At 67.9% G+C, this 15,888-nt stretch carries 11 protein-coding genes; 6 read left to right on the top strand and 5 right to left on the bottom strand.

The features are described from left to right. Window positions 1-18: 18 nt before the first annotated feature. The 3 genes from fusA to rpsL all read right to left on the bottom strand — a co-directional run bounded on the left by fusA (window position 19) and on the right by rpsL (window position 3,099). A complete protein-coding gene (fusA, locus tag HJ588_RS06890) occupies window positions 19-2,070 on the bottom strand; it encodes an elongation factor G (RefSeq protein ID WP_171155477.1) in 2,052 nt (683 codons plus the stop codon). Between the two features lie 184 nt (window positions 2,071-2,254). Then, a complete protein-coding gene (rpsG, locus tag HJ588_RS06885; protein ID WP_171153368.1) occupies window positions 2,255-2,725 on the bottom strand; it encodes a 30S ribosomal protein S7 in 471 nt (156 codons plus the stop codon). Beyond that, window positions 2,725-3,099, bottom strand: coding sequence for a 30S ribosomal protein S12 (rpsL, locus tag HJ588_RS06880; RefSeq protein ID WP_171153365.1), 375 nt, complete (start codon window positions 3,097-3,099; stop codon window positions 2,725-2,727). Before rpsL ends, rpsG begins: the two co-directional genes overlap by 1 nt. Window positions 3,100-3,415: 316 nt before the next feature. Here rpsL and HJ588_RS06875 point away from each other — a divergent pair, with 316 nt between their 5' ends. The 6 genes from HJ588_RS06875 (at window position 3,416) to HJ588_RS06850 (ending at window position 11,078) form a co-directional block, all read left to right on the top strand. Then, a complete protein-coding gene (locus tag HJ588_RS06875; RefSeq protein ID WP_171153363.1) occupies window positions 3,416-4,108 on the top strand; it encodes a methyltransferase domain-containing protein in 693 nt (230 codons plus the stop codon). Continuing rightward, window positions 4,105-6,372, top strand: a complete 2,268-nt coding sequence (locus tag HJ588_RS06870) for a hypothetical protein (RefSeq protein ID WP_171153361.1) — start codon at window positions 4,105-4,107, stop codon at window positions 6,370-6,372. The genes HJ588_RS06875 and HJ588_RS06870 overlap by 4 nt, the downstream gene beginning before the upstream one ends. Next, window positions 6,351-7,367, top strand: coding sequence for a glycosyltransferase family 2 protein (locus HJ588_RS06865; RefSeq protein ID WP_171153353.1), 1,017 nt, complete (start codon window positions 6,351-6,353; stop codon window positions 7,365-7,367). The genes HJ588_RS06870 and HJ588_RS06865 overlap by 22 nt, the downstream gene beginning before the upstream one ends. After that, window positions 7,354-7,860 carry a GtrA family protein gene (locus HJ588_RS06860; RefSeq protein ID WP_171153351.1) on the top strand — a complete coding sequence of 169 codons (507 nt, stop codon included), beginning with the start codon at window positions 7,354-7,356 and terminating at the stop codon, window positions 7,858-7,860. The genes HJ588_RS06865 and HJ588_RS06860 overlap by 14 nt, the downstream gene beginning before the upstream one ends. A 96-nt stretch (window positions 7,861-7,956) precedes the next feature. Beyond that, on the top strand, window positions 7,957-9,483 hold the full coding sequence (locus HJ588_RS06855; protein WP_171153348.1) for a glycosyltransferase family 39 protein: 1,527 nt from the start codon (window positions 7,957-7,959) through the stop codon (window positions 9,481-9,483). A gap of 8 nt (window positions 9,484-9,491) precedes the next feature. Beyond that, window positions 9,492-11,078, top strand: coding sequence for a DHA2 family efflux MFS transporter permease subunit (locus tag HJ588_RS06850; protein ID WP_171153346.1), 1,587 nt, complete (start codon window positions 9,492-9,494; stop codon window positions 11,076-11,078). A gap of 59 nt (window positions 11,079-11,137) precedes the next feature. On the opposite strand, the gene HJ588_RS06845 is transcribed toward HJ588_RS06850, so the two are convergent. Continuing rightward, window positions 11,138-11,845, bottom strand: coding sequence for a TetR/AcrR family transcriptional regulator (locus HJ588_RS06845; RefSeq protein WP_171153344.1), 708 nt, complete (start codon window positions 11,843-11,845; stop codon window positions 11,138-11,140). 84 nt (window positions 11,846-11,929) lie between these two features. Then, window positions 11,930-15,826: a DNA-directed RNA polymerase subunit beta' gene (locus tag HJ588_RS06840; RefSeq protein WP_171153342.1), complete on the bottom strand. Its 3,897-nt coding sequence runs from the start codon at window positions 15,824-15,826 to the stop codon at window positions 11,930-11,932. Between the last annotated feature and the right edge of the window lie 62 nt (window positions 15,827-15,888).

Here is a 15,888-nt window from a genome sequence, read left to right as displayed (position 1 = left end):
GGCGCAGACGCCGCACCGTCACTCGCCCCGGATCTTCTTGATGATCTCGTCCGCGACGTTCCGGGGAACCTCGGCGTACGAGTCGAACTGCATCGTGTAGTTGGCACGACCCTGGGTCTTGGACCGCAGGTCGCCGACATACCCGAACATCTCCGACAGCGGGACGACGGCCTTGACGACCTTGGCACCGCTGATGTCCTCCATGGCCTGGATCTGGCCACGGCGGGAGTTGATGTCGCCGACGACGTCACCCATGTACTCCTCGGGCGTGCGCACCTCGACGGCCATCATCGGCTCGAGCAGCGCCGGGTCGGCCTTGCGGGCCATTTCCTTGAGCGCCATCGAACCGGCGATCTTGAACGCCATCTCCGAGGAGTCGACGTCGTGGTAGGCGCCGTCGAGCAGCGTGGCCTTGACACCCACCAGCGGGTAGCCGGCGAGGATGCCGAGCTGCATGGCCTCCTGGATGCCCTGGTCGACCGACGGGATGTACTCGCGCGGCACGCGACCACCGGTGACCTTGTTGTCGAACTCGTAGAGCTCGCCCTCGGTCGTGTCCATCGGCTCGATCGACAGCTGCACCTTGGCGAACTGACCCGAACCACCGGTCTGCTTCTTGTGCGTGTAGTCGAACTTCTCGACCGGACGACGGATCGTCTCCCGGTAGGCCACCTGCGGCGCACCGACGTTGGCCTCGACCTTGAACTCGCGCTTCATGCGGTCGACCAGGATGTCCAGGTGGAGCTCGCCCATACCGCCGATGACGGTCTGGCCGGTCTCCTCGTCCAGGCGGACCGAGAACGTCGGGTCCTCCTGGGCCAGCTTCTGGATGGCGGTCGACAGCTTCTCCTGGTCGCCCTTGGTCTTGGGCTCGATGGCGACGTGGATGACCGGCTCCGGGAAGGTCATCGACTCCAGGATGATCTGCTCGTTCATGTCCGAGAGGGTGTCACCGGTGGTGGTGTCCTTCAGACCGATCACCGCGTAGATGTGACCCGCGGAGGCCTTCTCGACCGGGTTCTCCTTGTTGGAGTGCATCTGGAACAGCTTGCCCAGCCGCTCCCGCTTGCCCTTGGTCGAGTTCATCACCGGCGAACCGGAGGCGATCGAACCGGAGTAGACCCGGATGTAGGTCAGCGTGCCGAAGAACGGGTGCGTGGCGATCTTGAACGCCAGCGCCGCGAACGGCTCGTCGGACGAGGGGTTGCGGGTGATCTCGGTCTCCTCGTCACCCGGCTTGTGGCCCTCGGTCGGCGGCAGGTCGAGCGGGCTCGGCAGGTAGTCGATGACCGCGTCGAGCAGCGGCTGCACGCCCTTGTTCTTGAACGCGGTGCCGCAGAAGACCGGGTTGACCTCGCCGGCCAGCGTCAGCTTGCGCACGCCCGCCTTGATCTCGTCCTCGGTCAGCTCCTCGCCGCCGAGGTACTTCTCGAGCAGCTCCTCGTCGGACTCGGCGACCTTCTCGACCAGCTGCGAGCGGTACTCGTCGGCCTTGTCCTGCAGGTCGGCCGGGATGTCCTCGACCTCGTAGTCCTCACCCAGCTTGGTCTCACCGCGCCAGACGAGCGCCTTCATCCGCACCAGGTCGATGACCCCGGTGAAGTCGGACTCGGCACCGATCGGCAGCTGCATGACCAGCGGGGTCGCGCCGAGGCGGTCGACCATGGTCTGCACCGAGAAGTAGAAGTCGGCGCCCATCTTGTCCATCTTGTTGATGAAGCACATGCGCGGGACACCGTACTTGTCGGCCTGACGCCAGACGGTCTCCGACTGCGGCTCGACACCCTCCTTGCCGTCGAACACCGCGACGGCGCCGTCGAGGACGCGCAGGTTGCGCTCGACCTCGACGGTGAAGTCGACGTGCCCGGGGGTGTCGATGAGGTTGATCTGGTAGCCCTTCCAGAAGGCAGTCGTCGCGGCCGACGTGATCGTGATGCCGCGCTCCTGCTCCTGCTCCATCCAGTCCATCGTGGCAGCGCCGTCGTGGACCTCACCGATCTTGTAGTTGATGCCGGTGTAGAAAAGGATGCGCTCGGTGGTCGTGGTCTTACCGGCATCGATGTGCGCCATGATGCCGATGTTGCGGACCTTGGTCAGGTCGGTCAGCACTTCCTGCTGTGCCACGGTGTCTCTTCTCGTCTCTGCTTACGTGGAGTAACTCGGGGTTTCGGTATGCCGGCAGCCGCGCCCTCGCGCGATGCGCCGGCTCCGCGGCGGCCCCGTCATACGAACGACGGAGCCGCCACGGTCGCTGTCACCAGCGGTAGTGCGCGAAGGCCCGGTTGGACTCGGCCATCTTGTGGGTGTCCTCACGACGCTTCACCGCGGCGCCCAGCCCGTTGCTGGCGTCGAGGATCTCGTTCATGAGGCGCTCGGTCATCGTCTTCTCACGACGCTGGCGGGCGTAACCGACCAGCCAACGCAACGAGAGGGTCGTGGCGCGGCCGGGCTTGACCTCGACCGGGACCTGGTAGGTCGCACCGCCGACGCGGCGGCTCTTGACCTCGAGGCTCGGCTTGACGTTGTCGAGCGCCCGCTTCAGGGTCACGACGGGGTCGGTGCCGGTCTTGTCACGGCAGCCTTCGAGCGCACCATAGACAATGCGCTCGGCGACCGATTTCTTCCCGTCGAGCAGGATCTTGTTGACCAGCTGGGTGACCAGCGGCGAACCGTAGACCGGGTCGACGACGAGAGCGCGCTTCGGAGCGGGGCCCTTACGAGGCATTACTTCTTCTCCTTCTTCGCGCCGTAGCGGGACCGGGCCTGCTGACGGCCCTTGACACCCTGGGTGTCGAGCGAGCCGCGGATGATCTTGTAACGCACACCCGGCAGGTCCTTCACACGGCCGCCACGCACGAGCACGATCGAGTGCTCCTGCAGGTTGTGGCCGACGCCCGGGATGTATGCCGTGACCTCGATGCCCGAGGTGAGCCGGACGCGGGCGACCTTGCGCAGCGCGGAGTTCGGCTTCTTCGGGGTGGTGGTGTAGACGCGGGTGCACACACCGCGTCGCTGGGGGCTGCCCTTGAGGGCCGGCGTCTTGACCTTGGCGATCTTGTCCTGCCGACCCTTGCGGACGAGCTGGTTGATTGTAGGCAACCTACTGTCTCCGTAACTGATCGAATCTTGTCCGTCGACGCGCGGCCGTGACCACGCTGCCGACTCCTTGGTGTTGACCGGTCGCTACGACCCCCGCGGTCGGGAGTGTCGGACCGGCGCTCTCCCCCGCACTTCCCAACCTGCTGGCTGCCCGGCGAGAGCGTGTGGCGGCCTGGTGCCCGCGACCAGCGGGCAGGGCAGAGCCCACGCACGGTCCACAATGCTACCGGGCCCGCAGATACCCGCAAAATCGGCGAACGCTCGGGGAAGGTGCGAATGCAGGAGACTTCCATCGTCGGCCGTTAGGGTGTCGGCCGTGGAAGGCCATGAGGTACGCAAGCTCACCGCCGTCGAGGACTGGCACTGGTGGTATGCCGAGCGTCGTCATCTGCTGGGGCGGCTCGTCCGTGACCTGACCCCCGGCGATGCCTGCGACGTGGGTGCCGCGGGCGGTGGTAACACCAGGGTGCTGATCGACCGCGGCTGGCGGGCGATCGCCCTGGAGTACGGCCAGGACGGCGCCGAGGTCGCCGCATCCCGTGGTCTGCGGGTCGCCCGTGCGGACGCCACCGCGCTCCCTCTCGCCGACGAGTCCTTCGACCTGGTCACCGCGCTGGACATGATCGAGCACATCGAGGACGACGACGCTGCCGTGCGCAACATCCACCGCGTGCTGCGGCCGGGCGGCACCGCGATCATCGCCGTGCCCGCCGATCCGAAGCTGTGGTCGTCGCACGACGTCGCCGTCAACCACGTGCGCCGCTACACCCGCGAGTCGTTGCTCGCGGTGCTGGAGCGCAACGGGCTCGTGGTCGACGAGTGCCGCTCGTGGATGGTGCTGCTGCGACCGGCGGTCGCGCTGCGCCGCCGTACGAGCGAGGGCAGCGACCTGGACCGGCCGTCGCCGGTGGTCAACGCCGCGCTGCGCAGCATCGTCACCGCCGAGCGCTTCCTGCCGGTCCGATCCCTGCCCGGAGTGTCGTTCTGGGTCAAGGCTCACCGGCCGTGACCGACGGGACGACCACGCCGAAGCTGACCGCCTCGCGTGGCCTGACCGCACCTCGCATCACCGGCTGGTGGGGCGACATCTGGACCGCGGCCGTCCTGCTCGGAGCACTCGCCGTCTTCTGCGGCTACGCGGTCCACGCCGGGCTGCCGGCGGCGTCGCTGCTGCGTCTCGTCGTCGCGCTCGTGCTGTTGCAGTGGCTGCCCGGCATACTCCTGTGGCGCAGCGTGCGCCCCCGGGCGGGCTGGCTGATCGAGGACCTCGCCTGCGGTTTCGCCGCCGGGTTCGCGGTGAGCGTGCCGGCCCAGGTGATCGGCGGGTATGCCGACAGCGCGCTGGTGAGCGCGGGCCTGCCGGTGGCGATCACGGTCGCGTTGCTCGCGGTCCCGGCCACGCGCCGCCGCATCGTGCACGCCGAGTGGAGCCCCTCCCCCTGGTGGCTGCCGCTCGTGATGGGCTTTGCGGCACTCGGCGCGGTGCGCGGGCTGAGGACCTACTTCCGGCAGAACCGCCTGGACTGGCCGGCCCCGTCCGGGCTGCCGCACGTCGACCAGTACTTCCAGATCGCGATGACCAACGAGCTCCGCTTCCGCGGTCCGGCCAACTGGCCGATGATCGTCGACGAGAGCTTCGACTATCACTGGTTCACCCACGCCTGGATGGGTCAGCTGTCGTCGGTCGCCGGCGTGCCGGCCGCCGAGGTCGTCCTGCGTTTCGCGCCGGCAGTGCTGCCGGTGGTCGCGGTCGGCGCCATCGCTGCGCTGGCCCTGCGGGTGACCGGCAGCGCGCTCGCCGCGACCATCGCCGTACTCGTCGCGATGTGGTCCAACTACATCAACCTGTGGCACACGACCGGCAACGCCGGCCCGATCACGCCGGAGTCCCCGACACTTGCCCCGAGCCTCATCGTGCTCCTGGCCCTCGTCTCGCTGGTGGCGATCCGGGTGCGCGGGGAGCGCGGCATCGGCAGCGCCGTCGGTGTCGTGGCGCTCGCGGTCGTCGCGGCCGGCGCGAAAGGCTCGGCGACCCCGCTCGTGGTGGCCGGCCTCGCGCTGGCCGTCGTCGCCGCGTTGCTCTGGTCCCGGCGGGACGTGCGGCCGCTCATCACCGATTTCGTCCTGGTGACCGCCGGGCTGCTGGTGTCGATGAAGGTGATCTTCAACGGGTCGACCGACGGCCTCGCACTCAACCCGCGGGAAGCGGTGCAACGCAGCTGGCCCATCTCGGCGATCGGTGGCAGCCAGTCGACCTGGCTCCTGGTCGCCGGCGGCCTCTTCATGGTCGTCTGGGGTCTCAGCAAGGCCGGCCTGGGCGTGGCGCTGCTGCTCCGACCGGACCGCGAACTCGGCCGGCGCGACCCGATGGTGTGGGTCATCCTCGGCGGCGCCATCGCGGGCGCCTTCGGCCCGGCGCTCTTCGTGCAGCCGGGCCTCAGCCAGAACTACTTCCGCATCCAGGCGATCCCGCTGGCCGCGGTGCTGAGCGGCGCCGGACTCTACGTCTGGTTGCGCGGCCGGCCGGCGGTGCAGATCGCGGCCGCCGCCGTTGCCGCCGTCGCCGCCGGTGTGCTGGCCTGGCGCCTGCCAGTCGCGCTGGTGACCATCCACCCGCACCGCCCGAGCGGGCCATTCATGGTGATCCTCATCGGGTTGCTGATCTGTGCCGCGGCCGGCGTGCTCGTCGCGCTGCTGGACCGCCGCCAGCGCATCATGACGGCGTGCGTGGTGGGCGCCGGTGCGCTCGTCCTGACCGGCGTCGTCTCGCTGGTGCAGAGCCTGCGCGACACCGACATACCCCCGTCCAGACCCGGATCCGCCGCCCGGGCCGGCGCGGTGACCCAGGGCGAGCTCGACGCCGCGACGTTCATCGGCAACCACTCCGCCCCGGACGACCTGGTGATGACCAACCGGCACTGCACCACGATCCGGCCGGTGCGCGGCGTCTGCGAGAGCCGGCGATACGTCGTCGCGGCATACTCGGGTCGGCAGATGCTGGTCGAGGGGTGGGGCTACGCTCCTACCATCACAGCGAAGTACGTCGAGGGACGCACCTCGATCACCGCTCCGTTCTTCGACCCCGCATTGCTCGCTCTCAACGACAGCTTCTACACAGCGCCGACATCCCATGCGGCACGCGCGCTGTGGGATGAAGGAGTGCGTTGGGTGTATGTCGACAAGCGCACCTCGCCGTCGGTGGACCTGCGACCCTTCGCCACCGAGATGTACCAGAACAGCACCGCATCAGCATGGAAGTTGACACGCCCTTGAGCAGCACCGATATCGGACCGTCCCCCGCGTTGACCGTCGTCGTCCCGATGTACAACGAGGAGGATGTCCTGCCGTTGTTCGTCGACCGGATGCGTCCCGTGCTCGACGGGCTGCAGGCCGACTACGAAGTGGTGGCCGTCGACGACGGGTCGAAGGACGCCACCCCCGTGCTGCTGCAGCGCTTCCTGCGGGACTGGCCACAACTTCGCGTGGTGCGCCTTCGCGCCAACGCCGGCCACCAGGCGGCCATCTCGGCCGGACTGCTCGCGGCGCGCGGCGAGTGGATCGTCACCATCGACGCCGACCTGCAAGACCCGCCGGAGACCATCGCCGACATGTATCACGCGGCGCTCGAGCAGGACGTCGACGTCGTGTACGGCGTGCGCACCGACCGCAGCACCGACTCCGCCTTCAAGCGGCACACCGCCGGCGCGTTCTACCGCCTGATGCGACGACTGTCCAAGCTCGACATCTCGCATGACGCGGGCGACTTCCGGCTGATGTCGCGGGCCACCGTCGACGCGGTCAACGCCCTCCCGGAGAACAACCGGGTGCTGCGGCTGGTCGTGCCGACGCTGGGCTTCCCCTCCACCACCGTCGGCTATCGCCGCGACGAGCGAGCAGCCGGCGAATCCAAGTACCCGCTCTCCAAGATGATCCGGCTGAGCGTCGACTCCGTCACCGGCTTCTCACTGGCGCCCTTGCGCCTGGCCTCGTGGTTCAGCGTCATCGGTTTCGCGGTCGCGATCCTGCTGATGATCTACGTGGTGATCAGCAAGATCAACGGCGGCGTCGCCTCCGGCTGGGCGTCGACGGTCGTGATCGTCGCTGCGTTCTCCGCGCTGCAGCTGCTCTGTCTCGGCATACTCGGCGAGTACGTCGGCCGCACCTACAACGCGATGCAGCAACGGCCCGCCTACTACGTCGCCTACGACTCGCTGCGGGCGACGGAACTGCAGCCCACCGACGAGGACCGCCACGTTGTCGAGCGGTAGGGATCAGCAGACCCACCATCACGGGTTCGGCGATCCGTCGGGGGTGCCGGTCGTCCCCGGGGACGAGGATCTGCCCGCCGGCCCGATCGTCCGGCTGCTGAAGGACCGTCGTACGGCGTTCCTGGTCGTCGGCGGGGTCAACACGGTGGTCGGGCTGGGTGCGTTCGTGGTCTTCCACCGGCTCTACAGCGGGTCCGATCTGGGCAAGACCGCGGTCAGCATGCTCACGCTGATCTCGTCGCACATCGTGAGCGTCGTGGTGGCGTTCGTGCTCTACCGCTACCTGGTCTTCCGGGTGCGCGGCAACCTGGTGCGCGACGCGGTGCGCTTCGAGACCGTCTACCTGTCCGGGCTGCTGGTGAACGCGGTGCTACTGTGGCTCGGCTCTACGGTGCTCGACCTGCCTACGGTTCCGGTTCAGGTGGTGATCGTGGTTCTCACAGCCGTGTGGAGTTGGGTGGGTCACGGTCGGTTCTCCTTCCGCAGAACCTAAGTCAGCATCAGTCAGGTCAGTTCCCCGGGGGGGCGAGTGAGCCAGCACGAGGTCACGCGACGAGTGGCCGGTTTCGGCGTGTCGACAATGACGACAATGTCGACACTGACGACACTGCTCGGCCGCGGTCTGCAGGCCGCGGTCGGCGCGGTATTCGCGGCCACCGCGATCGCCGTGCTGCTCACGCCCCGGATGCCCGTGAACGGGTATCCGAGAGCGCTGGCGTTGGTCACGGCCCTGATGACGACAGCGCTCGTCGCGATCACGGTGTGGGTCGCGAGGCCACACGGTCCGGCCTCCCCCGCCCTTCGACGCCGACAGACGATCATCGGCCTGTCGACCGCGCTGCTCGCATCGATCGTGGCGGTGATCATTGCGGGGTCGGTGACCTATCGGCCGACATGGGACGCCAGCGTCATCCGCAGGGCGTCGTCGACCGCCCACCCGGCGCCCTACCTGCAGCACTATTTCGGGCTCTACCCCAACAACATCCCCGTGCTCGGGATGGCGCGGCGGGTGCGCGCAGCCGGTGAGCTCGTGCACGTGGGTTACACCAGCAGCTTCCTGGTGATGAACGGACTGTGCCTGCTGGTCACCCTGGGCAGCGTCTACCTGAGTGCCCGCTGGCTGGTCGGGCATCGCGCGGGCATGGTGGCGCTTCTGGTCGCCTTCCTCCTGCTCGGGCTCAGCCCCTGGATGATCATCGGCTACACCGACATCGTCACCATGGCCCTGCTGACCCTCGCGGTGTGCCTCCTGATCGCCGCCGACCGGGCGTCAATCCGGGCGCGCAGAGTCGCACTGGCGCTGGCGGCGTGCATCAGCCTCGGCGCGTCCCTGGTCTTCAAGCCGATGCCGATCGTCGTGCCGATCGCGGTCGGCATCGTCGTCCTGGTGGAGGTTGCCCGCCGCGCCACGTTCCGCCGCATCGGGGTCGCGCTACTCACGTTCGCCGCAGGGCTCGGTGTGTGCGCCGCGTCATACGTCGGACTCGGCGCAGCCGCCCGCACCGCGGCCGGCCTCGACGCACACCAGGTGCATCAGGTCACCCCGGCAACGCCGCTGAGCTTCGTCGCCGGCGGCTTGCTCTACGGGCCGGGCCATCCCCCGTCGTACGGCGGGTACAACGGCCCCCTCGTCGAAAGGATCCGGAACAAGCCGGTCGATGAGACCAACCGGATCTCCTGGCAGGTGATCGAGGATCAGTGGCATCAGCGCGGCCTATCCGGCACGGCGCGTTTCGAGTGGGACAAGCAGGTGTGGACCTGGGGCGACGGGACATTCTGGGCTTACGGCGAGGGCGAGGACCGGTGGCAGCCGGTGATCGCCCACACCGTGCTGACACCGATGGTGGAGCCGTGGGACCGAGTGCAGGGCAGCTTGTGGGACGAGCGCAGTGGTCTGGTCACCGGCCTCTGGTGTGCGGTCCTGCTGGTGCTCGGTGTCGGGCTGCTCTTCGCCCGCTACGACCGGCGAACTCTGGCGTTGGCCCTGTCCGCGATCGGCATCGCCCTGCTCATCCTGGTGTTGCAGGGCCGCTCCCGTTACGTGCTGACCTTCGTGCCGATCATCGTGGTGCTCGCCGGCGTCGTCGTGGGCGACTTCAGCCGGCTGAGCCGTTGACACCACACGTGAAGGTCGCACTGGCGGCCCTCCTCGTGGGCTTCTTCCTGCTGATGCTCGACACGACGATCGTCGTCGTCGCGATGCCGACACTTTCGACCCAATTGCACGCAGACGTGAGCGGCACGACCTGGGTCACCAGCATCTATCTGCTGACGTTCACCGTGCCGTTGCTACTCGCCGGCCGCCTCGGCGATCGCTACGGCACCAAACGGATCTACCTCATCGGTCTGGCCGTCTTCACCGCTGCGTCGCTCGCCTGCGGACTCGCCGGCAGCATCGAGGCGCTGATCGCCGCGCGGGGTGCACAGGGGCTGGGCGCTGCCCTCATGTCACCGCAGACCATGGCCACAATCGGCAAGCTCGTGCCGTTCGAACGCCGAGCACGAGCGATGGCGTATTCGGGCATGGTGTCCGGCGCCGCCATGCTCATCGGGCCCGTCACCGGTGGCTTCCTGGTCGATGCCTTCGGCTGGCAGTCCATCTTCCTGATCAACGTACCGATCGGCATCGCCGGATTTGCCGTCGCCGCGAAGTTCGTGCCGGTGACCGAGCGCAACCGACACCGGTTCGACGTTCTCGGCATGTTGCTCAGCGGCGCATCCCTCTTCTGCCTCGCGTTCGGCCTCGAGGAGGCGCCGGCGTACAACTGGGGGACGATCACCGACGACCTGACGGTCCTGGGCAGTGCAACCGGCATCGCCGTGACCGTGCCGAGAGTCCTCGCGGCCGGGGTCGTGACCGGGGTCCTGTTCGTCGTCTGGCAAGCCGTGAACCGGTCGGAGCCGATGGTGCCGTTGCAGATCTTCCGGAGCAGGACATTCGCCGTCGCCAACGTCGCGACCTTGATCGCCGGCTTCTCCCTCACGGCCGCCACTCTGCCCGGCACGCTGTACTTCCAGGCCGGGCGCGGGATGTCACCGCGTGATGCAGCGCTGATGACCCTTCCGTCGGCTCTGGTCTCGGTGCCGATGGGCCCGTTTGTCGGTCGGATCGTCGAGCGTTTCGGTTCGAAATTGCCGGCGACGCTCGGACTGACCATCTTCAGCGCGGCGCTGATCATCCGGTCTTTCCTCATGACCCCGAGCAGCCCGATCATCCTGCTGCTGCTCCAGGCGGCCATGATGGGAGCGGGCAGCGTGCTCATGATGAGCCCCCTCGCGGTTGCCGCGATGCAGAGCGCTCCCCGACCGCTCATCGGTGCGGCCTCCGGCACCTTCAACACTTCTCGCCAGATCGGCTCGACTCTCGGATCCGCCTGTGCGGCAACACTTCTCGCGACCGCCCTGAAGAACGAATTCACCGCCAAACTGGCGGGTTTGCCAGCCGAGGAGCGGGCCCAGATCGGCCAGCCGAAGTTCGACGAACTCACCGCTCACGGCACGGCGCAACAGCAGTCCCTGATCCACGAGGTCGCCTCCAGCGCGATGGCGCACATCACGCTGTGGCCAGCCGCGACCCTCGCGGCCGGCGCGGTGATCGTGGTACTGCTGCTGAAGAACCCGAGCAACAAGGCCGCCAAACCAGCACCAGTTCCGAGCGACGCCGCGCCCGTTTCAACCGACCGCTCACCTGCGGGCGCAGCTATCCGCTGACCCGCGCACTCATCCCCACTCGTACATCGGTGGCAGAGGGAGCGGAGGGACGCGCCGGATCAGTCGCGCGAGAGTCGGATCGCCACCCCGTCGAGAAGCAGCCTCAGTCCGGCGGCGAACCGTTGATCCGGCTCCACCGGCCCGCTCTCGTGCACGATCCGCGACAACATCGGGTAGTCCCCGCTCGCGATCCGGTCACGTAGGCCGCCGATGGAGGCCGCCTGCCAGGTGCGATCGTCCTGGTCGGCGGCGCCGGCGAGTTCGGTGCGGACCTGGCCGAGCGCGTACGCCGTGACGGCCGCGCGGGCCGTCGTCATACCGACGATGTCGTCGCCGAACGCAGGGGCCAAACCGGCAAGCCCACGCTCCAGGTAGGCCACCGCGTGGGGGCCCAGATGGGGCCGTCCGCCGAGCAGGTCGGCGCACCACGGGTGGCGGTGCATCGCCCCGCGCAGATCGTCGGCCAAGCCGGTGAGTTGCGCCCGCCAATCGCCGGTGGGCGCCGGTTGGCCGCTGAGCTCGCCGTAGACGTGGTCGACCATGAGGTCGAGCAACTCGTCCTTGGTGTCGACGTAGCGGTACAGCCGCATCGGGCCGGCTCCCAGTGCGGCGGCGACCTTCCGGAACGACACCGCCTCGAGGCCCTCCTCGTCGGCAAGGGCGACAGCCGCGGACACGATCAACTCCCGGGACAACGGCACCGGCGCAGGGCGCTCGGTGGGCTCCGGTCGATCGAAGACCGACGAACCCCCGACCTCTTCGCTCATACCGGGATCCTCGCATGTGCCGACACGCGAAAGGCCCCGGCCACCTCGCGGTGACCGGGACCTTTCGCCGTCAGCAATCGTCGATCAGCTGTCGAACCCGAGCGACGCGTCGTCGAGACGCACCGCCTCGCCCGAACCCGGGCCGAAGACCGGGTAGTCGTAGGGCTGGTAGTCCGGCAGCGCGTAGAGCGCAGCCTTGGCTTCCTCGGTCGGCTCGACCTTCACGTTGCGGTAACGCGGCAGACCGGTGCCGGCCGGGATCAACTTACCGAGGATGACGTTCTCCTTGAGGCCCAGCAGCGGGTCACTCTTGGCGTGCATCGCGGCCTCGGTGAGCACCCGGGTGGTCTCCTGGAAGGAGGCCGCCGACAGCCACGAGTCGGTCGCGAGCGACGCCTTGGTGATGCCCATCAGCTCCGGACGACCCGACGCCGGACGTCCGCCCTCGGCGAGCGCACGACGCGAGGCGTCCTCGAACCGGCCACGCTCGACGAGTTCGCCGGGCAGCAGGTCGGTGTCGCCGGCCTCGATGATCGTCACGCGGCGCAGCATCTGCCGCACGATGACCTCGATGTGCTTGTCGTGGATCGACACACCCTGCTGGCGGTAGACGGCCTGCACCTCGTCGACGAGGTGCTTCTGCACGTCCCGCGCACCCTGGATGCGCAGCACCTGCTTGGGGTCGATCGCACCCTGCACCAGCAGCGTGCCGACCTCGACGTGGTCACCGTCCTGCACCAGCAGACGGCCGCGCTTGCTGACCGGGTAGGCGTGCTCCTCGGAGCCGTCGTCCGGGGTCAGCAGGATGCGACGCGTCTTGTCGGTCTCCTCGATCTGCACGCGGCCGCTGGCCTCGGCGATCGGGGCGACACCCTTCGGCGTACGGGCCTCGAAGAGCTCGACCACACGCGGCAGACCCTGGGTGATGTCGTCACCCGCGGCACCACCGGTGTGGAAGGTGCGCATGGTCAGCTGCGTGCCGGGCTCACCGATGGACTGGGCCGCGATGATGCCGACGGCCTCACCGATGTCGACCAGCTTGCCGGTGGCGAGCGAACGGCCGTAGCAGAGGGCGCAGGTGCCGACCCGCGACTCACAGGTGAGCACGGAGCGGACCTTGACGTCCTCGACACCGGCGGCGAGCAGCTTGTCGAGGTTGACGTCGCCGAGGTCCTCGCCGGCCTTCGCCAGCACGGTGCCGTCGGTCCCGACGACATCGGCGGCGAGGGTGCGGGCGTAGACCGCGGTCTCGACGTTCTCGTGCTCGACCAGCTCACCGTCGGCACCACGCTGCGCGATCGGCAGCGTGAGGCCACGGTCGGTGCCGCAGTCGTCCTCGCGGATGATGACGTCCTGCGACACGTCGACCAGACGACGGGTCAGGTAACCCGAGTCGGCGGTACGCAGCGCGGTGTCGGCCAGACCCTTACGAGCACCGTGGGTGGAGATGAAGAACTCCAGCACCGACAGGCCCTCACGGAAGTTGGCCTTGATCGGACGCGGGATGATCTCACCCTTCGGGTTGGCCATCAGGCCACGCGCACCGGCGATCTGACGCACCTGGAACCAGTTACCACCCGCACCCGAGGACACCATCCGGTAGATGGGGTTCAGCGGGTCGAAGTTGTGCTGCATGTCCGTGGCGACCTCGTTGGTCGCCTGCGTCCAGATCTCGACGAGCTCCTGACGGCGCTCCTCGTCGGTGATCAGACCGCGGTCGAACTGCGTCTGGATCTTGGCGGCCTTCTCCTCGTAGCCGGCCAGGATCTGCCACTTGTTCGACGAGGTCTGCACGTCGCTGATCGCGACCGTGCTGCCCGAGCGGGTCGCCCAGTAGAAGCCGGCCTCCTTGAGCGCGTCGAGCGACGCGGCGACCTGCACCTTGGGGTAGCGCTCGGCCAGGTCGTTGACGACCGCCGACAGTGCCTTCTTGTCGATGTCCTTGTTGAGGAACGGGTAGTCCTCCGGCAGGGTCTGGTTGAACAGCACCCGACCGAGGGTCGTGTCCAGCTCGAACGAGGCCAGCCGTCCCAGCTCGTCGGTCTCGGCACCCTCGGGCGCCTCGAAACCGGCCGGCGGGACCTGGTCGGTGAGCCGGATGGTGACGAGCGAACCGAGCTTGATCTCGCCGCGGTCGAACGCCATCCGGGCCTCGGCCGGCGACGTGAACGCCCGCAGGTGCTCGTCGTCGACCTTGACCTCACCGAACTGCGAGGTGAGGAAGTAGAGGCCGGTGATCATGTCCTGGCTGGGCATGGTCACGGGACGACCGTCGGCCGGCTTGAGCACGTTGTTGCTCGACAGCATCAGGATGCGGGCCTCGGCCTGCGCCTCGGCCGACAGCGGCACGTGGACCGCCATCTGGTCACCGTCGAAGTCGGCGTTGAACGCGGTGCAGACCAGCGGGTGGATCTGCACGGCCTTGCCCTCGACCAGCTGCGGCTCGAAGGCCTGGATGCCGAGACGGTGCAGCGTGGGTGCGCGGTTGAGCAGCACCGGGTGCTCGGTGATGACCTCTTCCAGCACGTCCCACACGACCGGGCGGGCCCGCTCGACCATGCGCTTGGCCGACTTGATGTTCTGCGCGTGGTCGAGGTCGACCAGACGCTTCATCACGAACGGCTTGAACAGCTCCAGCGCCATCTGCTTGGGCAGACCGCACTGGTGCAGCTTCAGCTGCGGGCCGACGACGATGACCGAACGGCCGGAGTAGTCGACGCGCTTACCGAGCAGGTTCTGCCGGAAGCGACCCTGCTTGCCCTTGAGCATGTCGGACAGCGACTTCAGCGGACGGTTGCCCGGTCCGGTGACCGGACGACCGCGGCGGCCGTTGTCGAACAGGCTGTCGACGGCCTCCTGCAGCATCCGCTTCTCGTTGTTGACGATGATCTCCGGCGCACCGAGGTCGAGCAGTCGCTTCAACCGGTTGTTGCGGTTGATGACCCGGCGGTAGAGGTCGTTCAGGTCGGAGGTCGCGAAGCGGCCACCGTCCAGCTGCACCATCGGACGCAGGTCCGGCGGGATGACCGGCACGCAGTCGAGCACCATGCCGCTCGGGTTGTTCTTGGTCTGCTGGAAGGCGGTGACCACGCGCAGCCGCTTCAGGGCACGCGTCTTGCGCTGCCCCTTGCCGGTGGCGATGATCTCGCGCAGCGACTCGGCCTCGGCGTCGAGGTCGAAGGTCTCGAGGCGCTTCTGCAGCGCCTCGGCACCCATGCCGCCCTCGAAGTACAGACCGAACCGGTCGCGCATCTCGCGGTAGAGCACCTCGTCGCCCTCGAGGTCCTGGACCTTGAGGTTCTTGAAGCGGTCCCAGACCTGCTCCAGGCGCTCGATCTGCTGGTCGGCGCGCTTGCGGATCTGGTTCATCTCGCGCTCGGCGGACTCGCGCACCTTGCGGCGCGCGTCGGCCTTGGCGCCTTCCTTCTCCAGCTCGGCCAGGTCGGCCTCGAGCTTGGCGGCGCGGGTGTTGACGTCGTTGTCGCGGGAGTTCTCCAACTCCTTCTTCTCGACCTCGATCTGCGCCTCGAGCGACGGCAGGTCCGCATGACGCTGCTCGGTGTCGACCGAGGTGATCATGTATGCCGCGAAGTAGATGACCTTCTCCAGGTCCTTCGGGGCGAGGTCGAGCAGGTAACCCAAGCGCGACGGAACGCCCTTGAAGTACCAGATGTGGGTGACCGGAGCGGCCAGCTCGATGTGGCCCATCCGCTCACGACGCACGCTGCTGCGGGTCACCTCGACGCCGCAGCGCTCACAGATGATGCCCTTGAAGCGGACCCGCTTGTACTTGCCGCAGTAGCACTCCCAGTCACGGGTCGGGCCGAAGATCTTCTCGCAGAAGAGTCCGTCCTTCTCCGGCTTGAGGGTGCGGTAGTTGATGGTTTCGGGCTTCTTCACCTCACCGTGGCTCCACTGGCGGATGTCGTCAGCGGTGGCGAGGCCGATACGCAGTTCGTCGAAGAAGTTGACGTCCAGCACGTTGATGCCTTCCTTCTTAAAGCTTCGAAAGTCTGAAAAGAGTTGCCGGTTAAAGGTTTTGG

It is taken from the genome of Flexivirga aerilata, assembly GCF_013002715.1.
In the GTDB taxonomy this organism is placed as follows: Bacteria; Actinomycetota; Actinomycetes; order Actinomycetales; family Dermatophilaceae; genus Flexivirga; species Flexivirga aerilata.
Note: the sequence above shows the minus strand (reverse complement) of the source record. Positions and strands in the feature narration are given on the sequence as shown.